This window comes from Pseudomonas helleri, from assembly GCF_045830615.1.
GTDB classification, from domain to species: domain Bacteria; phylum Pseudomonadota; class Gammaproteobacteria; order Pseudomonadales; family Pseudomonadaceae; genus Aquipseudomonas; species Aquipseudomonas helleri.
In genome coordinates this window covers 1,376,170-1,399,506 of sequence record NZ_CP174501.1, presented here as the reverse complement: position 1 = coordinate 1,399,506, position 23,337 = coordinate 1,376,170, and the positions used below count along the sequence as shown (strand labels likewise).

20 protein-coding genes and 6 tRNA genes are annotated in these 23,337 nt (G+C 58.7%); 15 read left to right on the top strand and 11 right to left on the bottom strand.

The window, feature by feature from the left end; all coding sequences use genetic code 11:
• Positions 1–76 precede the first annotated feature (76 nt).
• The 12 genes from tssC (at position 77) to ACJJU9_RS06425 (ending at position 13,065) form a co-directional block, all read left to right on the top strand.
• Positions 77–1,549 (top strand): type VI secretion system contractile sheath large subunit, encoded by a 1,473-nt coding sequence (gene tssC / locus ACJJU9_RS06480; RefSeq protein WP_088500278.1) that lies wholly within the window; start codon positions 77–79, stop codon positions 1,547–1,549.
• Positions 1,550–1,966 carry a type VI secretion system baseplate subunit TssE gene (tssE, locus tag ACJJU9_RS06475; protein WP_048373670.1) on the top strand — a complete coding sequence of 139 codons (417 nt, stop codon included), beginning with the start codon at positions 1,550–1,552 and terminating at the stop codon, positions 1,964–1,966.
• A gap of 10 nt (positions 1,967–1,976) precedes the next feature.
• Positions 1,977–3,743 (top strand): type VI secretion system baseplate subunit TssF, encoded by a 1,767-nt coding sequence (gene tssF / locus ACJJU9_RS06470; RefSeq protein WP_407730281.1) that lies wholly within the window; start codon positions 1,977–1,979, stop codon positions 3,741–3,743.
• Positions 3,707–4,729: a type VI secretion system baseplate subunit TssG gene (tssG, locus tag ACJJU9_RS06465; protein ID WP_153329868.1), complete on the top strand. Its 1,023-nt coding sequence runs from the start codon at positions 3,707–3,709 to the stop codon at positions 4,727–4,729. The genes tssF and tssG overlap by 37 nt, the downstream gene beginning before the upstream one ends.
• Complete coding sequence (gene tssJ, locus ACJJU9_RS06460; RefSeq protein ID WP_407730280.1) at positions 4,726–6,153, top strand: type VI secretion system lipoprotein TssJ; 1,428 nt, start codon at positions 4,726–4,728, stop codon at positions 6,151–6,153. Before tssG ends, tssJ begins: the two co-directional genes overlap by 4 nt.
• 37 nt (positions 6,154–6,190) lie before the next feature.
• Entirely contained in the window at positions 6,191–7,537 is a 1,347-nt protein-coding gene (gene tssK, locus ACJJU9_RS06455) for a type VI secretion system baseplate subunit TssK (protein WP_407730279.1), read from the top strand.
• Positions 7,530–8,336 carry a type IVB secretion system protein IcmH/DotU gene (gene icmH / locus ACJJU9_RS06450; protein WP_053225470.1) on the top strand — a complete coding sequence of 269 codons (807 nt, stop codon included), beginning with the start codon at positions 7,530–7,532 and terminating at the stop codon, positions 8,334–8,336. Before tssK ends, icmH begins: the two co-directional genes overlap by 8 nt.
• 129 nt (positions 8,337–8,465) lie before the next feature.
• On the top strand, positions 8,466–8,978 hold the full coding sequence (locus tag ACJJU9_RS06445; RefSeq protein WP_048373680.1) for an Hcp family type VI secretion system effector: 513 nt from the start codon (positions 8,466–8,468) through the stop codon (positions 8,976–8,978).
• Positions 8,979–9,081: 103 nt separating this feature from the next.
• Positions 9,082–11,094: a type VI secretion system Vgr family protein gene (locus tag ACJJU9_RS06440; RefSeq protein WP_407730278.1), complete on the top strand. Its 2,013-nt coding sequence runs from the start codon at positions 9,082–9,084 to the stop codon at positions 11,092–11,094.
• 9 nt (positions 11,095–11,103) lie between these two features.
• On the top strand, positions 11,104–12,294 hold the full coding sequence (locus ACJJU9_RS06435; protein WP_407730277.1) for a DUF2169 domain-containing protein: 1,191 nt from the start codon (positions 11,104–11,106) through the stop codon (positions 12,292–12,294).
• Positions 12,294–12,842 (top strand): GAD-like domain-containing protein, encoded by a 549-nt coding sequence (locus ACJJU9_RS06430; RefSeq protein WP_407730963.1) that lies wholly within the window; start codon positions 12,294–12,296, stop codon positions 12,840–12,842. The genes ACJJU9_RS06435 and ACJJU9_RS06430 overlap by 1 nt, the downstream gene beginning before the upstream one ends.
• A gap of 97 nt (positions 12,843–12,939) precedes the next feature.
• Positions 12,940–13,065 carry a hypothetical protein gene (locus ACJJU9_RS06425; protein ID WP_256665601.1) on the top strand — a complete coding sequence of 42 codons (126 nt, stop codon included), beginning with the start codon at positions 12,940–12,942 and terminating at the stop codon, positions 13,063–13,065.
• A gap of 117 nt (positions 13,066–13,182) precedes the next feature.
• Here the strand turns inward: ACJJU9_RS06425 and ACJJU9_RS06420 are convergent.
• From ACJJU9_RS06420 to ACJJU9_RS06395, 6 genes are all read right to left on the bottom strand, one after another.
• Positions 13,183–13,258, bottom strand: a tRNA-Gly gene (locus ACJJU9_RS06420).
• A gap of 5 nt (positions 13,259–13,263) precedes the next feature.
• Positions 13,264–13,339, bottom strand: a tRNA-Glu gene (locus ACJJU9_RS06415).
• Between the two features lie 103 nt (positions 13,340–13,442).
• Positions 13,443–13,518, bottom strand: a tRNA-Gly gene (locus ACJJU9_RS06410).
• Positions 13,519–13,523: 5 nt separating this feature from the next.
• Positions 13,524–13,599: transfer RNA gene (locus tag ACJJU9_RS06405), tRNA-Glu, on the bottom strand.
• A 103-nt stretch (positions 13,600–13,702) separates the two neighbouring features.
• Positions 13,703–13,778 (bottom strand) — tRNA-Gly (locus ACJJU9_RS06400).
• Positions 13,779–13,780: 2 nt separating this feature from the next.
• A tRNA-Glu gene (locus ACJJU9_RS06395) sits at positions 13,781–13,856 on the bottom strand.
• A 373-nt stretch (positions 13,857–14,229) separates the two neighbouring features.
• Here ACJJU9_RS06395 and ACJJU9_RS06390 point away from each other — a divergent pair.
• Positions 14,230–15,000: a hypothetical protein gene (locus tag ACJJU9_RS06390; protein ID WP_048369846.1), complete on the top strand. Its 771-nt coding sequence runs from the start codon at positions 14,230–14,232 to the stop codon at positions 14,998–15,000.
• Positions 15,001–15,155: 155 nt separating this feature from the next.
• Here the strand turns inward: ACJJU9_RS06390 and ACJJU9_RS06385 are convergent, their stop codons facing one another.
• Positions 15,156–15,500 carry a YggL family protein gene (locus tag ACJJU9_RS06385; protein WP_048369844.1) on the bottom strand — a complete coding sequence of 115 codons (345 nt, stop codon included), beginning with the start codon at positions 15,498–15,500 and terminating at the stop codon, positions 15,156–15,158.
• A 232-nt stretch (positions 15,501–15,732) separates the two neighbouring features.
• Here ACJJU9_RS06385 and dacB point away from each other — a divergent pair, with 232 nt between their 5' ends.
• Complete coding sequence (dacB, locus tag ACJJU9_RS06380; protein ID WP_407730276.1) at positions 15,733–17,199, top strand: D-alanyl-D-alanine carboxypeptidase/D-alanyl-D-alanine-endopeptidase; 1,467 nt, start codon at positions 15,733–15,735, stop codon at positions 17,197–17,199.
• A 79-nt stretch (positions 17,200–17,278) separates the two neighbouring features.
• Here the strand turns inward: dacB and rlmKL are convergent, their stop codons facing one another.
• Positions 17,279–19,534: a bifunctional 23S rRNA (guanine(2069)-N(7))-methyltransferase RlmK/23S rRNA (guanine(2445)-N(2))-methyltransferase RlmL gene (rlmKL, locus tag ACJJU9_RS06375; RefSeq protein ID WP_048369839.1), complete on the bottom strand. Its 2,256-nt coding sequence runs from the start codon at positions 19,532–19,534 to the stop codon at positions 17,279–17,281.
• A gap of 543 nt (positions 19,535–20,077) precedes the next feature.
• On the opposite strand from rlmKL, the gene rmf reads away from it, so the two are divergent.
• Positions 20,078–20,293 carry a ribosome modulation factor gene (rmf, locus tag ACJJU9_RS06370; RefSeq protein ID WP_082148720.1) on the top strand — a complete coding sequence of 72 codons (216 nt, stop codon included), beginning with the start codon at positions 20,078–20,080 and terminating at the stop codon, positions 20,291–20,293.
• Between the two features lie 131 nt (positions 20,294–20,424).
• On the opposite strand, the gene ACJJU9_RS06365 is transcribed toward rmf, so the two are convergent.
• The 3 genes from ACJJU9_RS06365 to sigX form a co-directional block, all read right to left on the bottom strand.
• Positions 20,425–21,450, bottom strand: a complete 1,026-nt coding sequence (locus tag ACJJU9_RS06365) for a quinone-dependent dihydroorotate dehydrogenase (RefSeq protein ID WP_048369838.1) — start codon at positions 21,448–21,450, stop codon at positions 20,425–20,427.
• Between the two features lie 119 nt (positions 21,451–21,569).
• Positions 21,570–22,547: an OmpA family protein gene (locus ACJJU9_RS06360; protein ID WP_407730275.1), complete on the bottom strand. Its 978-nt coding sequence runs from the start codon at positions 22,545–22,547 to the stop codon at positions 21,570–21,572.
• Positions 22,548–22,653: 106 nt separating this feature from the next.
• Positions 22,654–23,244, bottom strand: a complete 591-nt coding sequence (sigX, locus tag ACJJU9_RS06355; protein WP_088500243.1) for an RNA polymerase sigma factor SigX — start codon at positions 23,242–23,244, stop codon at positions 22,654–22,656.
• Between the last annotated feature and the right edge of the window lie 93 nt (positions 23,245–23,337).

Genomic DNA, 23,337 nt, shown 5'->3' with positions numbered 1-23,337 from the left:
GCCAAGCGTTACCTGCCTGTTCACTGCCCTGCGACTGCCGAAACCGAGCTCATAAAACGGAGTACCACCCATGCCGATGGAAAGTGCCAACGCCCAAATCCGGGTGACTGATGCCCCCACCTCGCTACTCGATCAACTGCTGGCCAACACCATGATGACCCCGGCCCAGGAAGGCTATGCGGTCGCCAGACAAGGCGTGGCCGCGTTCATCAGCGAGATATTGCAAAGCGGCCATCACGAACAGCCCGTGAACAAGTTCCGGGTTGATCAGATGATCAGCGAAATCGACCTTGCCTTGAGCAAGCAGATGGATGAAATCCTCCACCAGCCGCAGTTCCAGCAACTGGAATCGGCGTGGCGCGGGCTGAAACTGCTGGTGGATCGCACGGACTTTCGCGAGAACATCAAGCTCGACGTGCTGCATGTCACCAAAGAAGAAATGCTCGACGATTTCGACAACGCTGGCGACATCACCCGCAGCGGCCTGTACAAGCACGTGTACACCGCAGGTTACGGCCAGTTTGGTGGTGAACCCATCGCTGCCATGATCGGTAACTACACCTTCGGCCCTTCGTCACCGGACATCCGTTTGCTCAGCTATGTGGCCTCTGTAGGCGCCATGGCCCACGCACCGTTCGTCATGGCCGCCAGCCCCGAATTCTTCAATCTCAAAAGCTTCCAGGACCTGCCGTCGATCAAGGAGGTCAACGACATCTTTGAAGGCCCCAGCCATACCAAATGGCGCAGCTTGCGCGAGATGGAAGACTCCAAATACATCGCCGCCACTCTGCCCAGCTTTTTGTTGCGCACGCCCTATGACGGCCTGGAAAACCCGGTGCGCAGCTTCAGTTACGACGAAGCCATCGACGGCCAGCATGACAACTACTTGTGGGGCAACACGGCCTTTCTGATGGCCACCCGACTCACCGACAGCTTCGCCCGTTACCGCTGGTGCCCGAACATCATCGGCCCGCAATCGGGTGGTGCGGTAGAGGATCTGCCGGTGCATTTGTATGAATCACTGGGCCAGTTGCAAGCCAAGATACCCACCGAAGTGCTTATTTCTGACCGCAAGGAATATGAGCTGGCAGAAGCCGGTTTTATCCCGCTGACCATGCGCAAGGACAGCGACAACGCGGCGTTTTTCTCGGCCAACTCCATTCAAAAACCCAAAGCCTTCCCCAAGACCCGCGAAGGTCAGGAAGCCCAGACCAACTACAAACTCGGCACGCAATTGCCCTACCTGTTTATCGTCAACCGCTTGGCCCACTACATCAAAGTCCTGCAACGCGAGCAGATCGGCAGCTGGAAAGAACGCCAGGACATGGAGCGCGAGCTCAACACCTGGCTCAAGCAGTACATCGCCGATCAGGACAACCCTTCAGCCGATGTGCGCAGCCGTCGCCCGTTGCGCGCAGCCCAGATTGATGTGCAGGACGTGGCCGGCAACCCGGGCTGGTATCAGGTGTCGCTGTCGATCCGCCCGCACTTCAAGTACATGGGCGCCAACTTCGAGATCTCACTGGTCGGTCGGCTGGACACCCAGTAATTGGGCCGCGCCAGCCTGTTCGAACGCCTGGAGCCTGACGCACCGCGCTACCGCCCGGGCACCGCGGACGAACAGGCCCGCCAGCGTATCGACGCGATCAAGCGCCATCTGGAGCACGTGCTCAATGCCCGCCAGGGCTGCTCGCAAAGCAGCCCTGAACTGGGCCTGCGCGACTTCAATGGCGCAGCCCAGGGCAGCTCTGATCTGGTGATCGCTATCAGTGCCGACATACGCCGCTCGATCGAGGCATTCGAACCGAGGATCAAGGTCGTTGGCGTGCGCTATCAACCCGACCCGGATTTACCGCTGGAGCTGAACTTTCGCCTCGATTGCCAGGTGCAGCTCAACCACAAGGACGAAAGGGTGCTGATCGACGTGGCCATGCACGGTCGCGACGGCTACACCCGCGTGAAATAAAGGGGACACCATGGGCTTGAAAGAACGCTTTGCCGAAGAGATGCGTTACTTGCGTGAGCTGGGCCGTGAGTTTGCCGAGGACAACCCGCAACTGGCGCAGTTTTTGGGTGACAAGGCCAACGACCCGGATGTGGAACGGCTGCTGGAAGGCTTTGCGTTTCTCACCGCCAAGCTCGGCATGAAGATTGACGATGACCTGCCGGAGTTGACGCATCCGCTGCTGCAAATGCTCTGGCCCAACTATTTGCGGCCGTTGCCCAGTTGCACCATCGTGCGTTTCAAACCGCTGCCCGACGCCATCAGCCAGCGCCAGGTGCTGCCCAAAGGCACACCGCTGTTTGCCAAACCGGTGGACGGCATCAGTTGCGAATTTCGCACCTGCACCGAGGTCAGCCTGTACCCGCTGGCGGTCAAATGCGTGAGCGATGCCCACAGCCGCGAAGCCTCGGTGGTGCGCATCGACCTCAGCGTATTGACCCGGCAACCGCTGAACAGCCTGGGCTGCGATCAACTGGATTTTCACCTGGGCGGTGGCAACGCCACGGCGCAAACCCTGTACCTGTGGATCGCCCATTACCTGAAAAGCGTGACCCTGTACGTCAATGGCACCGCCTACGGGCTGAACCCCCAAGACATCGGCTTTCCGGGGTTTACCCCGCAAGAGGCGTTGCTGCCCTACCCGCGCAATGTCTTCGACGGCTATCGGATCTTGCAGGAATACTTCGTGTTCCCGCAGCGCTTTCACTTCTTTAGCCTGACCCGTCTGGGCAAAGCCTGGCCTGCCATCAGCACCGATGAGATCCGCTTCGAGTTCCAGTTCTCCCGGCCCATGCCCGGCGACATTCGTTTACAGACCCACGACCTGCACCTGTTCTGCGCCCCGGCGGTCAACCTGTTCAGCCACGACGCCGAACCCATTGCCCTGGACGGGCGCAGCCTGGAACAGCGGGTCATCCCCACCGGGCAGCGCCCAGACGCCTATGAGATTTTCAGTGTCGACCGCGTGGCCGGCTGGAGCGCCAGCGACAAAGAACACAAGGGCGACCCGCTGCGCACCTTTACGCCTTTTGAGTCTTTTCAGCATGAGATCGAACACGCCCAGGGCCGCACGGCGCTGTACTTTCGCACCCACATCGAAGAGTCCCACGGCCGCGAGGGGTTGCAGCAGCGCATTGCCTTTGTGCGCGGCGATGAACGCGACTACATCGGCGAGCATGAAACCGCGTCCATCGAACTGACCTGCAGCAACCGTGACTTACCCCAGGCGCTGGGCATTGATGACCTGTCGCTGTCGACCGAAACCACACCGTCCTTTGCCACCTACACCAACCTGATCGCGCCCACCCGCTCGTATCGCCCGGTGCTGGACGCCAGCCTGCACTGGACGCTGATTTCCAACCTGTCGCTGAACTACCTGTCACTGCTCTCGGCAGAACCGCTCAAGGCGGTGATCCGCGCCTATGACTTTGCCGCCTTGCACGACCTGCAGCAGACCCGCGCCACCCGCAAGCGCCTGGACGGGATTGGCGAAGCCGTCACCACGCCCATCGACTGGCTGATGAAGGGCCTGCCCGTGCGCGGCCTGCACACCCGCTTGAAGCTGGACCAGCAGGCGTTCCTCTGCGAGGGCGAGTTGTACCTGTTCGCCAGCGTGCTTTCGCACTTCTTCGCGCTCTACGCAAGCATCAACTCCTTCCACATGCTGGAAGTGATCAATACCACTAACAACGAGTGCTATGAATGGCCACTGTTGACCGGCAGACAACCCGTGATCTAGCCGACACGCTCCTGGCCGATGCGCGGAACTACTCGTTCCATCGTCTGCTGGAACACTTGCACGCGCTGCACGACGATGACCTGGAAGCCCAGCCTGCAAGCCGCGCCAGCCGTCGCCGGATTCGTTTGCAAAGCCACGCGGGCATGGGCTTTCCGGCCTCGGACCTGACCGTTGCCGAGCGTGTCGATGAAACGCTCGGCAACGAGCGCTACCGCGTGCAAACCACGTTTCTGGGCTTGCAGGGCGCCGACTCGCCGCTGCCCGGTTATTACTTGGACCGCCTGGCCTATGAGCAAGCGCAGGGCCGTGGCATTCGCCCCGAGTTCCTCGATTTTTTCAATCACCGCCTGCTGACCTTGCTGCACCACAGCTGGCGAAAATATCGCTACTACATCCGCTTCCAGGCAAACGCTCGCGACCGCTTCTCGCGCTATGTGTTTTCCCTGATTGGCCTCAATGACAACGACCTGCGCGGCGCGACACCGCTGCCCTGGGGGCGTCTGTTGAGCTTTGCCGGGTTGATTGCCAGCCGCAGCCGTGCGCCGTCAGTGGTGAGCGGGATTGTGGAGCATTGTTTTGATCTGCACGGCGTTTACATCCGTGAGTTTGAACCGCGCTCGGTGCCCTTGCTCAAGCGCCATCGCGTGGCCCTCGGCTCACTTAACGGTGTACTCGGGGAGAACTTCACCATCGGCGACCGTGCCCGCACACGCGCCAGCCAATTCACCCTGGTGATCCCCAACCTGTCGCAAAAGCGCTTCCGGGAGTTCCTGCCCAGCGGCAGCCAGTGTGCACGGCTGCGCCAGTTACTGGATTTTCTGGCGCGGGACGTACCGGCTTATTACGTGGAACTGGGCTTGCGCGAAGAAGACGTGCCGCCGTTCAACCTGCGCCGCGAAGGCGGGACTCACTTGGGCTGGACCAGTTTCATCGAGTGCCAGGCACAACGTCACCCCGCCGTGGTACGGATCAGGGGGCGCGCATGAACCTAACGCTGGTCATCAGCAACCCCGCGCAATTGCTCCACGGTTGCCAGCCCACCCACCGTTTTGCCTTGCACGGCGGCAGCATCGGCAGTGCGGACTGCAACTGGCTGCTCAACGACCGCAGCCACAGCGTTCGCCCCCACCATTGCCAGATCCACTGGCTGGGCAATCGCGCCTGCGTCACCGATCACTGCGGCCACACCTATGCCAACGGCCATGCCCTGCCCTTGGGCCGTGGCACCACCGTGCAGTTGAACGAGGGGGACTTTTTACACATCGGCGACTACCAAATCGCCGTGCACCTGGATGCCCATGAGCTGACAGACGACCGTCGCCACCTGAGTCAGCGCTCGCTCAATGAACTGCTCACCGGTCGCCGGGATGGCCTCGAAGACTGGAACGCCCACACGTTGCCTTTTCTGCCCCCGGCAGACACGAACACGCACATCTGCCACGAATTCGAGCAGTTGAGTCGCCCTCTGGACCCCGCCCGGGAGAGCGACCCGCTGCTGGCCCTGGAGGCGATCACCGCAGCGCCGCCATTGCACGACGTGCTGGATTATGCAGCCCACGCCAGCGCTGACAAACCCCGCGTCGAGCGCGCAAAACCCCACCGCGCCGTGCACCTCGACAGCACGCACGTGGGCGGCCATATCCGCTTCGCCCTGTTGCTGCTCGGCTGCCTGGCGTTGGTCGGTTGCACCCTGCTCGGCAAGATCGGCCAGGTGATCTGGACACCGTCGATCCCGGTGGGCGGACCTGATGATCAACCCAGCCGCTACTCGTTGAGCCTGTATGCCAGCCACAGCGTCAATCAACGCCTGATCATCCCCGGAGCCGGCCCCGCCGAAACGCCGATTCGCTCGCCTTACACCGTGAACGTGGAGGCCGCCAGCCCGCAGGCGCTGACCGAGCAATTGCAGGCGCTGCTTGATCACGTTCACGAGACCGTCACGCCGCAGTCAGCGGGCCTGCCAGAGCCCGACGCGGACACACAAATGTCTGTGGTTGAAGCCTCGCCCTTTGGCGACTACGACGCCCCCGGAGTGAGTTTGTCTACCCCGCAAGACGCTGAAGCGCCGCGCTCCATCGCCAGCCCCATTGCGTTCAAGGTGCTGCAACTGAGCGATGACAGCCTGCTGCGCAACGCCAGTCTCCAGACACTGATGGATGACCTGAAAAAGACCTTGGGCAGCACCTGGATCCGCGCCGACGACTACCTGCTGCAGCCGGGCCAATTCAAATTTATCGACCCGCAGAGCCTGGACGAAGACACGCGTTTTATCGCGGTGATCGCCCACTACTACGACGCCGACAACGCCCAGTGGAAGCAGACCCTGCGCGTAGACCCCAAGGGCCATCAATACGCGCTGCTGGTGCAACTGGACGCCGCCAGCGTTGAGCTCAAAGGGGAAACCCGATGAATGCCTTTTCACCCCCTTTCACGCAGAGAGCCCACTGATGAGTTCACGTCACCCGGTCATTTGGTACGAGGGGTTGTTCGTCAAACCCCAGCATTTCCAGCAACAGGCCCGCGCCGCCGAAGCGGCCGTGCAGCAACGCCTCAACAGCCTCAACGACGCGCTCTATGGTTTCAGCGAACTGGCGCTCAACAGCGAGTACCTGAGCTTTGGCAAGATCGCCCTGACCCGGGCACGCGGGATCATGCCCGACGGCAGCGTCTTTGATATTCCCACTGATCAGGCGCCACCCACCCCGCTGGAAATTACCCACAGCAGTGCGGCCAACCAGACCGTGTTCCTGATGCTGCCGCTCAAGTCGGCTCAGGCCCTGGAGATACGCTGGCCCGAAGGCTATGCCAATAGCCGTTACCTGGCCCAGCAGGTGGATGTGCGTGACACCCACAGCGAAGTCGGCGATGTGACCACGATGAACGTGGCCGTGCCCAACCTCAAGTTGATGCTTGAGGACGAAGACCGCAGCGCCTTCACCTGCATTGCCGTGGGCAAGATCCTCGATAAACGCCCGGACGGCAGCCTGGTGATGGACGAGCATTTTTACCCCACTTGTGTGTCCTTGCAGGCCGTTCCGGTACTGCAACGCTACCTCGGTGAAGTGGCCGGGCAGATCCGTGAGCGGGCCAAAAACCTGGCTGAACGCATTGGCTCGTCGGGGCAATCCGGGGTGGCCGATATCACCGATTTCAACCTGCTGCAAACCCTCAACCGGATGTACCCGCTGTTCCAGCACCTGGCCCGGCAACGCCATGTCCACCCCGAGCGGCTGTACATCACCTTCGCCCAGGCCTGCGGCGAACTGGTGACCTTTACCGACGAGGGCCACCTGCCCCAGGAGTACCCGGCCTACCAGCACGACAACTTGCGGGCCTGCTTCAAACCGCTGGAGCACACCTTGCGCCGGGCGCTGGGGACCGTCTTGCAGCCGCGCGCCGTGTCGCTGCCCATCGTCGCCCAGGAATTCGGCGTGCTCACTGCGCTGCTGGGCGACAAGCGCCTGCTGGACACTGCCGAGTTCATCCTCGCGGTACGCGCCAATCTGCCACTGGAAACCCTGCGCGAGCAGTTGCCCAAACAGATAAAGATCAGCGCCACCGAGGCCTTGGGCGAACTGGTCAGTTTGCAGTTACCGGGCATTGCCCTGATCCCGCTGCCCGTGGCGCCGCGCCATCTGCCGTTCCATGCCGGCTTCAGCTACTTCGAACTCGACCGTCATCACCCTGGCTGGCAGAGCCTGAGCACGGGCAGCGGGTTTGGCTTCCATGTCGCCGGCGACTTCCCCGAACTGGAGCTGCAGTTCTGGGCGATCAGGAGTGAAAAAAATGAGTGAAGACACCACGTCAGCGCCCTCCATCAAGGACCTTCAGGGCGCGATCACCTCCGACGAGACGGTGATCACAGAGCAAACGCAAACGTACCTGGCCGACCCTGAATTCGAGTTGCGCGGTCTGGCCTGGAATCCGTTGTGCGACCCGGCCATGCCCCTGATCGGCCTGCTGATTCGCCTGCGCCACCTGGACCGGCATGCCGATATCAACGCGCTGTACCGCGACCTGCATAACCAGATCAGCACGATCATGGAAGAGCTCAACTCGCTGGACTATGACCCCGGCGCCCTCAAGGCATATTCCTACAGCCTGTGCCTGCTGGTGGACGAAGTGGTGATGAGTACGCCGTGGGGCAGGTGTTCAAACTGGAGTACGCGCTCGCTGCTCAGCGTGTTTCATCATGAATCCTGGGGTGGCGAGAAGTTCTTCACCCTGCTCGCCCGCATGGCCACCGACGCCGCCAAATACCAGCATGTGCTGGAGTTCATGTACCTGTGCCTGTGCACGGGCCTCAAGGGCAAACACGGCAACGTGCCCCGAGGCGATGACGAACTGCAACGGATCATCAATCACCTGCACGGCCTCTTGCGCCCGCTGCGCGGCGAGACGCCCAAACGCCTGACCGAGCCCCTGACCCACGTCGCCCCGCGTAACTACCGCATCAAACGCGCGTGGCCGTTGTGGACACCTTGGGCCATGGCGGGTGCGGTGCTGGTCGTGGCGTACACGGTGTACGCCGTGCGTTTGCACGGCATCACCCAGCAAGTGCTGGTTTCCCTCGACCGGATTCTCACGCTGTAGCCGATTTTCAGCGCGCCCGCATCGGGCGCCTGCAAACCCTTGGCCCTTACCGGGCCATAAACCCATGCCGTCACACCGACGGTAGCAACCCCATCGGGTTGTTCTATTGATCGTTACAAGGAGTTTGTCATGCCAACACCTGCCTACATCAGCATCCACGGCCAGACCCAGGGCCACATCACCAAAGGCGCGTTTACCGGCGACTCGGTGGGCAACGTGTATGTGGAAGGCCATGAGGACGAAATTCTGGCCCAGGAAGTCGACCACCTGATCAGCACCCCCACCGACCCGCAAAGCGGCCAGCCTTCGGGGCAACGGGTACACAAACCGCTGATCTTCACCAGTGCCTTGAGCAAGGCCTCGCCCATGCTCTACCAGGCGCTGGCCACCGGCGAAATGCTGCCCACCGTTGAGGTCAAGTGGTTCCGCACCTCCACCGATGGCAAACAGGAGCACTTCTTCACCACCAAGCTGGAAGACGCCACCGTCGTCGAAATCCACACCCTGCTGCCTCACGCCCAGGACAGCGATAACGCCAACTACACCCAACTGATCAAGACCAGCCTGGCCTACCGCAAGGTCAGTTGGAGCCACGTGGTTGCAGGGACCGAAGCCTCAGACGACTGGCGCAAGCCGGTTTAACCCACCGCTGTTTCTGCCCGCTCTGGCAGGCAGTTTTATGTGTTCGCCAGCGCACGCCCCGTCGCCATGACGGGGCGTGCGGTAGCGTGCCTCAGGAGCGCCCATGCCCCGTCAAAGCGATCTGCGTTTTACCTTCGAGCCCCTGCAAGGCGATGCCTTTGAGGTGGTCGCGTTCAAGCTCGAAGAAGGCTTGTCGCAACCCTTCAAATTAACCCTGGACCTGGTCAGCCACGACCCGGCGGTGGACTTTAATCGTGTCCTCGATTTGGGCGCGCTGTTCACGGTGTGGCGCGGCGAAACGCCGGTGCGCTATGTCCATGGTCTGGTCAGTCTGTTCCGTCAGGGCGACACCGGTTTTCGCCGTACCCGCTACCACGCGGTGATCGAACCGACCTTGGCCCGCGCGGGCCTGCGCTCCAACTGGCGGATGTTTCAGTACAAAACCGTGCCCGAGATCATCACCCTGGTGCTCAAGGGGCAACGCATCACCGACCTCGAAAAACAGATCTGTTTCGATCACCAGACCCGCGAATACTGCGTGCAGGCGGGCGAAACCGACCTCGACTTTATTGCCCGTCTCGCCGCTGAAGAAGGCCTGCTCTACACCTTCGAACACCGCACCGACGGCCACACCTTGATCCTCACTGATCGCGTCGGCGGCCTTGGCACCATCGGCACCCACAAAGACTGCCCGGTGCTTTATCAGCCCATGGGCGGCGGCGATTCGGCAGAGCCTGCCCTGCATCGCTTCAGCTACACCGAACAGGTGCGAACCTCTCGCCAGGTGCAGCGCGATTACACCTTCATCCACCCGCGCTACAACCAGCAACACACCGCCGATGGCGGCCTGGCCCTGAAAAACCAGCACAAGGACTACGAGCGCTACGACTACCCCGGCCGCTACAAACGCGATGCAGCGGGTAAACCTTTTACCAAAACCCGCCTCCACGCCTTGCGCAGCGACGCGCGCATGGCCGAACTCGAAGGCGACGACGCCCGCCTGCAACCCGGTCTGGCCTTCGACCTGAGCGAACACCCACGGCCCGATTTCAACGACCGCTGGCGCAGCATCGCCCTTGAACACATCGGCAAACAACACAGCAGCCTGCAAGAAGAAGCCGGCGGTAGCGACTACAGCACCACCTACCATTTAAAGGCCAGCGCCATCCGCTGGGACGCCGAGTGGAAAGCCCCGTTGCAGCCCAAACCCTGCATCGACGGCCCGCACACCGCCACCGTGGTCGGCCCGCCAGGCGAAGAGATCTACTGCGACGAATGGGGCCGGGTCAAAGTCAGCTTCCCGTGGGACCGCGACAGCCAGGAAAACGACCACAGCTCCTGCTGGATCCGCGTCACCCAAGGCTGGGCGGGCACCTTATGGGGCGCCATGGCCGTGCCGCGCATCGGCCAGGAACTGATCATCAGCTACCTCGACGGCGACCCCGACCAACCCATCGCCACCGGCAGAGCCTACCGCCAGGCCAACCTGCCGCCCTACGAACTGCCCAAACACAAAACCCGCATGACCATCAAAAGCCGCACCCACAAAGGCACGGGGTTTAACGAACTGCGCTTTGAGGATGAGGTGGGCCAGCAGGAGGTTTACATCCATGCCGAACGGGACAAGAACGTTTACATCAAGCATGACAACACCACCTTTGTGGGGAATGACCGTACAGAGCGGGTGGACCACAACGAAACCCTTTCTATCGGCGACCACCGCACCGAAGACGTCGGCCAAAACGAAACCATCCAGATCGGCGCCAACCGCAGCGTGACCATTGGTGCCAACAAGACCGAGACCATCGCCCTGGCCAAGGCCGAAACCATCGGGCTCGCCAAAACGCTGACCATCGGTGCCGCTTACCAGACCAGTGTCGGTGCAGCCATGAACACCAGCGTCGGCCTGAGCCAGAGCGAGCAGGTGGGCATCCATAAATCGGTGGTGGTAGGCAAGAACTACAGCATTGATGCCGGTGATGAATTCAAGGTCACGGTGGGTAAATCAACCTTGGTGATGAAGTCCGACGGCACCGTGCTGATCAATGGCTGCACCTTCGATTTCAGTGCCACGGGTGCGGTGCAGATCAACGGCAAAGACGTTGATATCAACTGAGGAGGCGTCATGGAATTTCGTAACCTGACGCCCTTCGATGCGCTGTGTTTTAGCGCCCTGGGTGTGGACGATCAAGAGTATCCGGTGCTGGCCATGAAGGTCGGTTATCGGTTGGTGCCGGTGGATGGCCAACCGGGGCAATTGCGCGCCGAGGTCATGGACGTTAAGCCCGTGGCGTTGTGTACCGATGACGCCTATTACGGCGAAGAAGGGACCAGCAGCGTCAGCGAAGAAAGCGACCTGGCCCCCTTTAAACCGCGCTGTGATGTGATCGTGGTGGGGCTGGCATATGCGCCGCAGGGCTTGCCGGCCACGTCGTGGAACGCGGGTGTGCGCTTGAGCATTCCGGTCGCGCACGAGTACATAGAAGTGCCGCTGCCCGAACCGTTGAGCCCCGGCGAACGGTTGAACGAATACCAGCTTCAAGAATGGCAAGCGAAACGCGTGGCCGCCGCCAAGGCACACGCCAATGCCCCTACCCGGCGCAATCTGCTGGACAAACAGTTGCGTTTTAGCGGGCCACGGCAATTTAAAGACAGCCTGTTTGGCGGTTGGCAACTGACTCAAGCGCAGCCCGTTCTGAGCGTTCCGCTGCGCTGGGAATATGCCTTTGGCGGCAGCAGCGTGGTGCGCAACCCCGAGCACCTGTTAAAGCCTGACAGCCCGGAGTATCTGCTCAACGAGGTCTGCTACAGCAACCCGCTGGGCAGCGGCTGGATCGAGAAACGCCAGGAGCAGTTGGGCTTCAAGCTGGATGCGCCCCTGCGGGTGCTGCCCGCGCCGCAAATCGAAGCAATCGACAGGCCCGTGTTGCACCTGGATAAAGCCAAACACCCTGATGGACTGCTCGACTCCACGCAAATGATGCAGGTGGCCGGCACCTACAAATACCAACCCGCAGGTTTTGGGGTGGTCGGCCGGGCCTGGGCACCGCGACTGGCCCTGGCCGGTAACTACGACGCTGTATGGCAAGCAGAGCGCTGGCCGGGTCTGCCTTATGACTTTGACTTCGCCTACTGGAACGGTGCACCCACCGATCAACAGATCGAAATTCCACCGCCCAACCTGCGCATCGAACTCTTCAACCTGACAGACCCGAGCCTGACACCCAGCGGATACGCGCAGGTGGAAATGCCCGGCCATCGAGCGTTTGTGTTGTTGCGTTTATTCAACGGACCGGCAAGCTCCCTCCCATCTTGATGACTTACTGGCGGGAAGAAGGCTGGGCAGGGTATGCAAACGGACGAGTATGGACAGTTAATCCCGATGAATATGAAGACATCAAGGATGTATGGCTTGAGGGGACACCGTTTGTCAACATAGATAACTTCCACGTCATTGCCCGCGATGCCTTTGGCGACCTCTACTTGTGCGGCGAAACAACAGGCGCAAGCGTCACCATCACTTGTATCCACAATGAAATCCTCGCTCTGAAAAACCAGCTCAACCCCAAACCCTTACCAGATCACGATCCTTCCATTCAGGCTCTGTTTGGTTCTGCCAAGCTAGAAGACTTCGACTACCCTGACGCCAACGGAAAACTGCTGTTTGAACGCGCTATAAAGAAGTACGGCCCACTTGAGCCCGATGAAATGTTCGGCTTCGAACCTGCGCTCGTCATGGGTGGAAGCGCTACATTGGATAACCTTCGACGCCTTAAGCTGGATCCACACCTCCACATTCTGCGTCAATTCGACAGTCCGACTCTTCCTTTATCCAATATCGATTTTGACAAGCTTATGAAATAGCCATGAGTTCAAAAGCGGCCCATATCTGGAGGGTGTCCAGGCATTCGTCGCGCAAAAACATGCGCCATACGCCACCCTGCGCATCGACACCGAGGCCATGACCCTGGTGCTGACCCATCGCATCAGCCTGCCCAATAACCTCGATATCCGGGTGTTGGAAGCGCGCTTTGAGACCGATCCGGCGGCGCAACTGATCAAGCGCTCACTGGGGGAGGTGCACTGATTGGGCGGATGCCTGTTTGGGTAGGGAGTAAAAACTACAGACATAAAAAAAGAGGCCTATAAGGCCTCTTTTTTTAATGCTTTAAACAGTGGCTGAGCACTCTTTAAAACAAGAATATGGAGCGGGAAACGAGACTCGAACTCGCGACCCCGACCTTGGCAAGGTCGTGCTCTACCAACTGAGCTATTCCCGCAATAATGGCGTCCCCTAGGGGACTCGAACCCCTGTTACCGCCGTGAAAGGGCGGTGTCCTAGGCCACTAGACGAAGGGGACGTTGCCCGAAACATACGCTGTACGTTTCAGTGCCAACTACACGCACCTAAGTGTGTGCTCTGGCTTTCACTCAACCCCGCCCGAGAGCGAAGCTGCTTAAAAATGGAGCGGGAAACGAGACTCGAACTCGCGACCCCGACCTTGGCAAGGTCGTGCTCTACCAACTGAGCTATTCCCGCAATAATGGCGTCCCCTAGGGGACTCGAACCCCTGTTACCGCCGTGAAAGGGCGGTGTCCTAGGCCACTAGACGAAGGGGACGTTGCCCGAAACGTACACTGTACATTTCAGTGCCAACTACGCTCACCTAAATGTGCGCTTTGGCTTTCACTCAACCCCGCCCGAGAGCGAAGCTGCTTAAAAATGGAGCGGGAAACGAGACTCGAACTCGCGACCCCGACCTTGGCAAGGTCGTGCTCTACCAACTGAGCTATTCCCGCATTGGCGTCCCCTAGGGGACTCGAACCCCTGTTACCGCCGTGAAAGGGCGGTGTCCTAGGCCACTAGACGAAGGGGACACACTACAACTTCACTGGTTACATGCGTTTCGCTGTTCGCTTTACGCTGCAATTGGCGCGCATTCTAGGGATGGTTTTGGAAGTCGTCAACCCCAATATGAAAATTTATTGAAATCAATGACTTCCCGTCCTTCTAAGCCTTTTCCTACATAGTGTGACGTATGACTCCTAGGGCCTATATTCCGGCCTCCTACAAGGCGCTATGATGATCAGGTTTGAGTGATGGCCAAATGCACCTATCGAATATGGACCTCTCTATAGATAGCCAACCGCCTGACCCCAATGAACTAACGCACCTGTTTAAGATCAAGCCTATTAGCAACATTGTCTGGCACACTCTATTGCAGGCAGACCACCCGAAGAGGTTTTAACGTTGACGCCTTCCATCATCACCCTGCTCGTCGTTGCCGGGATCGTGCTTTTGATCGCCATCGGCTACATCAACCACATGGTGGAACACAACAAGGTGGAAAAAGCTCGGCTCAAAACCGAACTTAATGACCGTATCCGCCGTTGCAGTGAAGTCAACGAGACCTTTCCCGGGCAACTGATGACGTCGGCACTCAAGTTGTTGCTGACCCGCCTTGAACTCAATGCCACCCAACGTCTGTTGCTGCTGCAAAAATCCGACGCCAGCTTAAAAGCACGGGTTGCTGAGCTTGAAGCACTGGTTGCGCAAGGTGAGTCGATCCCGGTCAACAATCCGCCCAACCCGATCATGACCGAAGCCAAGGCCAAAGATGTGCGCTTTCTGCTGGAGACGCTGCATGGCCAGATCACCCGCGCCGCCAAAGATCGGGTACTGCCCGCCAATGAAGCCAAGCACTGGCTTAAAGAGATCCGTCACCTACTGGTGGTGCTGCATATTGAGTTCTTCAATAACCTTGGCCAATTGGCGTTCCAGCAAAACCAGCCGGGTCAGGCGCGCCTGGCCTATGAACGCGGCGTGCAGTATTTGCGCAAGCAGGCCGACCCTGCCCCGTATGGCCAGTCACTCAAAGCGTTTGAAGCACAACTGGTGCGCGCCAATGCCCTGCTGCAAAGCACGCTGGAGCCCAGCAGCGATGAGGTCAACGCGCTGACTGAAGGCCTTAAAACCGATGAGGCTGAGGGCGACTGGAAGAAGAAAGCTATTTACGACTAAAAAACCTGTGACGTGCCGGTATTCGAGCCTTACGAGGCTACGTCCGCAGAGAGGCGCATACAGTGTCAGCACATGGATTTTTGAAGCAGCGCCCAGGACGGGCAAAGGTATGAAACACACAAAGGCAGCCACGCAGGCTGCCTTTATGTTTGACGTCAGGCTACCGGATTGATTGGCTTTTCCGGGTACCACACGTCCAGCAGCGGGCTCACTTCAACGCTGGTCAGCTCTGGACGAGCTTTCAACCAGGCTTCAACAGCAGCACGTTGCTCTTCGCTGACCGAGCCGCGCTTCTGCAGGCAAACCAGACCGTAGTCGTCGCCGCCAACATAGCCCAGGCCGTTAGCTTCCATGGCTTCTTTCAAGAAAGCGTCAAGGAATGCGTCGACAGCCTCATCCGACAGGTCTTCTTTGAAATCCAGGTTCAGCTCAAAACCCAGCTCCTGAAATTCATCAACGCACAGTTTTTTGCGCAGACGCTGGGAACGATTAGTAGCCATTGAACAATCCTCTTAAGTAATTACCGGCGGCACTTTACCAGCTTCAGGCTGGCGCTGCCCGGTTGCATGTGAGCGACTCATCGTTTTATCCATTAAATAAGTCAATCCCTGGCCTACGCTGATGCACAAGCCCGATAACCTTGGGGCATAATGCCAACACTTTTATGACCATCGAGGGACTTTTTGTTCATGCCCTCTTATTTTCCCCCTCGCCTGCAGGGTTTTACTTTTGATGATTAAATCTTTACGACCATTGTTTCTGGCCAGTCTGTTTTTGCCGCTCGCCTTCGGCGCCAATGCCGCCCCTGTCAACGCCACCCTGACTCCGAAAGTCCAGCAAGCGCTCAAGACCAACAAGCTGCAAGACGACGCGCTGTCCCTGGTATTGCTGCCGCTGACCGGCCCGGGTGTTCCGACCGTCTTCAACGCCGATGTATCGATGAACCCGGCGTCTACCATGAAACTGGTGACCACCTATGCAGCTCTGGAAATGCTCGGCCCGACCCACCAATGGAAAACCGAGTTCTACACCGACGGCAACCTGAACAACGGTATTTTGCAGGGCAACCTGTACCTCAAGGGCGGCGGCGACCCCAAGCTCAACATGGAGAAGCTCTGGCTGTTGATGCGCGACCTGCGGGCCAACGGCGTGCAGCAAATCACCGGCGACCTGGTACTGGATCGCAATTTCTTCGAACAACCGCAATTGCCGGTGTTCAACGATGACGGCAATGACGAAAACAAGCCGTTCCTGGTCAAACCCGACGCACTGATGGTCAACCTCAAAGCCTTGCGCTTTGTGGCGCGTAACGATTCGGGCAAGGTGCTGGTCTCGGTGGAGCCGCCTATTGCGAGCATCCGCATCGACAATCAGGTCAAAGCCATCAACGCCAAGCAATGCACCGGCGATGTCCGCTACAACCCCGTCACCCAGGCCGACGGCTCGGTAATTGTCACCGTCAGCGGGCAACTGGCAGACGGCTGCAACTCTCAGACGTATCTGTCCTTGCTTGATCACGCGACCTACACCGCCGGCGCCGTGCGCGCCATCTGGAAGGAGCTGGGCGGCAGCATTCAGGGCCAGGACCGTCAGGCCAGCGTCCCTAAAGGTGCAAAACTGCTGGCTCGCGCCTACTCGCCTGACCTGGCCGAGATCATTCGCGACATCAATAAATACAGCAACAACACCATGGCCCAGCAGTTGTTCCTCAGCCTCGGCGCTCAGTTCCGTACCGATGCCGACGGCGATGACGCCAAAGCCGCGCAGCGCGTGATACGCCAATGGCTGGCCAAAAAAGGCATCACAGCGCCGCATCTGGTCATGGAGAACGGCTCCGGCCTGTCGCGTGCCGAGCGTGTGAGCGCACGTGAAATGGCGCAAATGCTTCAAGCCGCCTGGAAAAGCCCCTACGCCGCCGAGTTCATCAGCTCCCTGCCGATCGCGGGCAAAGACGGCACGATGCGCAAGCGCCTGAAAACCACAGCGATGAACGGTCAAGCACACATCAAGACAGGCACCCTGAATACCGTGCGCGCCATTTCCGGCTTTAGCCGCGACAGCAACGGCGACACCTGGGCCGTGGTCGCCATCCTGAACGACCCGCGCCCGTGGGGTGCGTCTTCGATTCTCGATCAGGTATTGCTAGACCTGTATCGCCAGCCAGCCGTGGCTAACCGCGCGGTGTCTATCGCGCCATAACGTCAGGCAGGCAATAAAAAACGCCCCCAATCGCAAGAAAGGGGGCGTTTTTTATGGGCTGATTACCGCCGGGGCAGCATCAGCGGGCCGTGATTTTCCAGGCCCGGTGGATTTTGCTGTTACGGGCAAAGTCCGGATCAATGGTGCTCGCGGTAATTTCTTCAACGGCATAACGCGCGGCCAGATGCTCATCCAGAACGAACTTGCGGAAGTTGTTCGAGAAGTACAGCACGCCGCCCGGCGCCAGACGCGCCATGGCCAGATCGAGCAACTGCACATGGTCACGCTGAACGTCGAAGATGCCTTCCATGCGCTTTGAGTTGGAGAAGGTCGGCGGATCAATGAAGATCAAGTCGTACTCTTCACGACAGGCATCCAGCCAGGCCATCACATCGCCCTGCTCCAGGCGGTTTTTGTCCGAGAAACCGTTCAGCGACAGGTTACGCCGCGCCCAGTCCAGATACGTCTTGGACAAGTCAACGCTGGTGGTGCTGCGAGCACCGCCTTTGGCAGCGTGCACACTCGCCGTTGCGGTGTAGCAGTACAGGTTGAGGAAGCGTTTGCCGGCCGCCTCTTTCTGGATGCGCATGCGGATTGGACGGTGATCCAGAAACAAGCCGGTGTCCAGGTAATCGGTGAGGTTCACCAGCAGCTTTACGCCACCTTCCATCACTTCGGTGAACTTGCCCTGCGCGCTTTGACGCTCGTACTGCTTGGTGCCGCTCTGACGCTCACGGCGTTTGACGATCACCCGGCTCTTGTCGATGTTCAGCGCCTGTGGAATCGCCGCCAGGGCATCGAACATACGGGCTGAGGCTTTTTCCGGGTCAACCGATTTAGGCGCTGCGTATTCCTGGACATGGACCCAGTCGTGATACAGGTCGATCGCCATCGAGTACTCAGGCATGTCGGCGTCGTAAACGCGGTAGCAATCAATCCCCTCGCGTTTGACCCATTTGCCCAGTGCCTTAAGGTTCTTTTGCAGACGGTTGGCAAACATCTGCCCGCCTTCGCTCAAGCGCGGTTGCTCGATCACCACCGGTGCAGGCTTGATCGGGTTGCCGTTCTTGTTGAACTGCTGCTGCACAGGCGCTTCGACCACAGACTCAGCCTGTTCACGCTCGGCCTGACGTTGCTCAGGGGTACGACGCTCACCCGTCACGAACTGATCCGGGGTGACCTTGATCAACAGCAACTTGCACGGCAAAGCGCCATTCCAGAACGAATACTGTTTGTGGCTGCGAATGCCCATGCGCTTGCCCAGATCCGGAGCGCCGGTGAACACCGCCGCTTCCCAGTTCAGACACGCCTGACGCAGACGCTCACCGAGGTTCTGGTAGAGATAAAGCAAGCTTGCTTCATCGCCCAGACGCTCGCCGTACGGCGGGTTGCAGATCACCAGGCCTTTCTGGTTTTGATCTGGGCGCGGCTCAAAGGTCGCCACTTCACCCTGGTAAATCTTGATCCAGTGGCTCAGGCCAGCCCGCTCGATGTTGTTGCGCGCAGGCTGAATCAGCCGTGGGTCAGCCTCGTATCCGCGAATCCACAGCGGTGGCTTGGCCATGCCGATTTCTGCGCGCTCAGTGGCTTCTTCATGGAGTTTTTTCCAGATGGCCGGTACGTGCCCCAACCAGGCATCAAAGCCCCAATGAATGCGATTGAGGTTCGGCGCAATGTCGGCGGCGATCATTGCGCCCTCGACCAGAAACGTACCCACACCGCACATCGGGTCAGCCAGTGCGGCGCCCTCAGCGGCCATGCGCGGCCAGCCGGCACGGATCAGCACGGCGGCGGCGAGGTTTTCTTTCAGGGGCGCAGCACCTTGCTGCAGACGGTAGCCACGCTGGTGCAGGCTGCTGCCCGACAGGTCCAGGGACAGAATCGCTTCGCCGCGATCCAGGCGCAGGTGGATACGCAAGTCCGGGCTGAACTTGTCAATCGACGGGCGCTCACCAGACGGCGTACGCAGCTTGTCGACGATGGCGTCCTTGACCTTCAAGGCACCGAAGTGGGTGTTGTCGATGCCCGAGCCATGCCCGCTGAATTCAACGGCCAGGGTGCCGTCCGGGACCATGTGATCATGCCAGTCAACGTCGAGCACGCCGTTGTACAGGTCTTCGGCGTTCTTCATCGGGAAGCGCTTGAGGACCAGCAACACACGGTTGGCAAGGCGTGACCACAGACACAGACGGTAGGCAGTTTCCATATCTGCCAAGCCACGAATGGCCGAGGTGTGCTCGCGAGCTTCCTCAAGACCAAGGCCAATAGCCTCTTCGAGGAGCAGACCTTCAAGGCCTTTAGGGCAGGTAAGGAAGAGTTCGTTACGATCCGACATGGGATTCCTGAGCTTTTAGCTTTCTGTGGGCAGGCAACGCATCGCCTGCTCCGTTTTCAATCAAGCGCTTTTCTTGAAGAGCGCTCGCGTGGCACGAAACTGTGCCGTTCCACTTCAGCGACAACACCCTCCCTGAGGCAGAGTGAGTCTAGACGCTGAGGCAGGTCATTCATTAAGAAACAACTGGTCATATTCAGACCCTTCGTCGAATAGTGCCCGAGTGGATCAGGCAGCTATTAGCAACGGAGAATGAAACTCATCATCTTTGCAAGCGCTCGTCCTGTCAGGCTTTTGCCGAAACCGGACGAGTAAAAACAGCCTGTCTTATGGCTGTAACACCATTTTCGTTACGTGCTTATGACAAAACGATCATTCCCTCACCCGAGTGCATTGGTTAGAACTGGACTCAGGTTGTAGCCGCACAGGCAACAACAGAAAGGCTCGCCACGCCGGCAGCGAGCACCCCCGACGGCAGATCAGTCTGCCCCGACCTTTGGAAGGTCGACGCTAAATAAAACAGTCAACAAGTGAGGGAAACACCCTATGAGAAGACTTAAGCGTGATCCGTTGGAAAGAGCATTTTTGCGCGGATATCAAAATGGCGTACATGGTAAATCCCGTGAGCTTTGCCCATTTACTCTACCGTCGGTACGTCAAGCCTGGATTAACGGCTGGCGCGAAGGACGCGGCGACAACTGGGACGGTATGACTGGCACTGCGGGCATCCACAGACTCAACGAAATCAACGCCGTCGGCTAACACTGGACACCTTCCGACATCACCTTGAAACGACAACGATTTAACCTTGCCGTCCTATCCAGGCGGCGGGCTTCGGCCCAAGGGCTCCTTAAAGGAGCCCTTTTTTATGCCCGCACGCCACGCGCTGCCCGTTACTTGCGCGGCAACGCTGCAATGGCATCAACCGATTCGCGAATCAGCGCCGGGCCTTTGTAGATAAAGCCTGAGTAGATCTGCACCAGGCTCGCACCCGCGGCGATTTTCTCAGCCGCGTGTTTGCCTTCTGTAATCCCGCCGGCCGCGATGATCGGCAAACGCCCTGCCAGCTCAGCGGCCAGCACCTTGACGGTGTGCGTGCTTTTTTCAAGCACCGGGGCGCCAGACAAGCCGCCCGCCTCATCACCATGGGCCAAACCTTCAACGCCGACGCGGCTAAGCGTGGTGTTGGTGGCGATAACAGCATCCATACCGGTCTCCAGCAGCGCCTGAGCCACGAGCACGGTTTCTTCGTCGCTCATGTCCGGTGCGATCTTGATCGCCAGCGGTACGCGCTTACCGTGGCGCTGCGTCAGTTCGTTCTGGCGCAGTTGTAGGGCTTCGAGCAACTGCTTGAGCGAATCACCGAACTGCAAGCTGCGCAAACCCGGTGTGTTCGGCGAACTGACGTTGACGGTGACGTAGCTGGCGTGGGCATACACCTTGTCCAGGCAGATCAGGTAATCGTCGACGGCACGCTCAACCGGCGTGTCGAAGTTCTTGCCGATATTGATACCCAGAATGCCACTGTAGCGGGCCGCCTGTACGCGGCTCAGCAAATGATCAACCCCAAGGTTGTTAAAGCCCATGCGGTTGATGATGGCCTGCGCTTCCGGCAAGCGAAAAATACGGGGTTTTGGATTGCCTGGCTGAGGGCGCGGCGTGACCGTGCCGATCTCAACAAAGCCAAAACCCAATTGGGCGAAACCATCGATGGCTGCGCCGTTTTTATCCAGACCGGCAGCCAGACCGACCGGGTTTGGAAAATTCAGCCCCATGACTGTCACTGGCAGCTTCGCCGGTGCCTTGCACAACAAACCATTAAGCCCCAGACGGCCGCCCGCCCCGATCAAATCCAGCGACAGATCGTGAGAGGCTTCAGGGGACAGTTTGAAAAGCAGCTGGCGGGCCAGGTTATACATGGGCGCAATGGACTCGATGGGTGACGGAAAGTGGGCGCAATTATAGCCGCGCCGCCTGGCAAATCACAGGCAAAGAAAAACCCGGCCTGAGCCGGGTTTTTCTGGCAGCTTATCTAAAATTAATTAGATTGAGCTTGTACAACGGCTTCAACGCGACGGTTCAGAGCGCGGCCTTCGTCAGTTGCGTTAGTCGCAACTGGATCTGCCTTACCGTGACCAACTGCGTCTACACGGCCAGCCGAAACACCTTGCTGTACCAGAGCCTGACGCACAGAGTCAGCACGACGCTGGGACAGTTTCTGGTTGTAAGCATCGGTACCAACGCTGTCAGTGTAACCATTCACAGTAGTGCTGGTCGCAGGGTACTGCTGCATGAACTGAGCAACGTTCTTGATGTCTGGCAGGTACTGAGACTTAACAACGGCTTTGTCGAAGTCGAACTTCACGTCCAGCTCAACTTTAACCACTTCAGCGATCGGAGCTTCTGGTTCTGGCTCAGCGATTGGTGCTGGAGCTGGAACTGGAGCAGGAGCTACTTTGCCACCGCTGCCACCGAAGTTCACACCCAGACCAACGGTAGGAGCGTAGTCCCAACGGCCGTTGTCCAGTTTGTAGTCAGCTTCAACGCCTGCACGGGCGAACAGGTTGTCAGTGATGTACCACTTAACACCGGCGCCAGCAGTCAGGAAAGTCGACTTGTCGCGACCGCTGTGGCCATCAGCCTCAACGTTGGTCATGCTCTTGTGAGCAACACCGCCGGAAACGTATGGACGCAGAGCGTCGCCTACGGTGCCGAAGTGGTACTGAGCGTTCAGACCAAAGTTGTCACCTTGCAGCTTCTGGTGACCAGTGCCGTCGTTCGAACGGGTGTGGTTGGTCTTGTCGTACGCGAAGTTGATCGAAACGTCATCAGTGATGAAGTAACCGATCGAGGCGCCTGGGTTGTAACCGTCTTCAACGTGGTTGACGCTGTCGTTGTACTGTTTTTTGTAGAACAGTTCACCCTCGACCGCGCCTTGGCCTTGTGCCAGGGCACCGAACGAAGTTGCGGCTACAAAGGAACCAATGGCAATGCCCAAGGTGTTTTTCAGTTTCATCCGTTAAATCCCCATCTGGTGATTGTAAAGCAGTCCCACATACCGGGGGACAACTCGGCGGCAAGTCTATCAGACCTTGCCTACACGTAGAGCCATTTGCACTGAACTAAGTTTCAGCAAGACCTGCAAATTTCTCACGCAATTTATCAAGAGCGCGCTTGTATCTCATCTTCGTCGCGCTCAAACCCATATGCATTATGTCTGCGATTTCCTGAAATTCCAGTTCTGCGACAAAACGCAGCACTAAAATTTCGCGATCAATCGGATTCACATGCACCAACCAGCGATCAAGTCCGCCCTTTTCCTCAGGTTTCGGCGCCTTTTCCTCAGACGCTTCCTCAAGGGGGTCAATACTTAATGCGTCCATCAAGCGACGCTTTCGCCGTTCCTTTCGATACTGTGTGATGCATTCGTTGTAAGTGATGCTATATAGCCATGTCTTGAATTTCGATTTTCCTTCGAAATTTTTCAGGCCGTACAACACCTTAAGCATCACTTCCTGACAGACATCATCCGCGTCCCTATCGTTCCCTAAATACCTTGAACAAACGTTGAACAAAGTGCGTTGATAGCGACGCATCAATTCTTCATAAGCACGCGTAACGTGAAACAACTCATCATGCGCGCGCGCAACCAACTCCTCATCAGAGAGCTCGCGGGGATCGTAGCGCATGGATAGCGATTGGGCTTTATTCAAAACGAGTCGTGCCGACAGTCAGGTCAATGGCCACCGTATCAGCCTTCAAAGCAGGCATTTTTACGGCGGCATACATTAGCAGGGTTTGCCGCA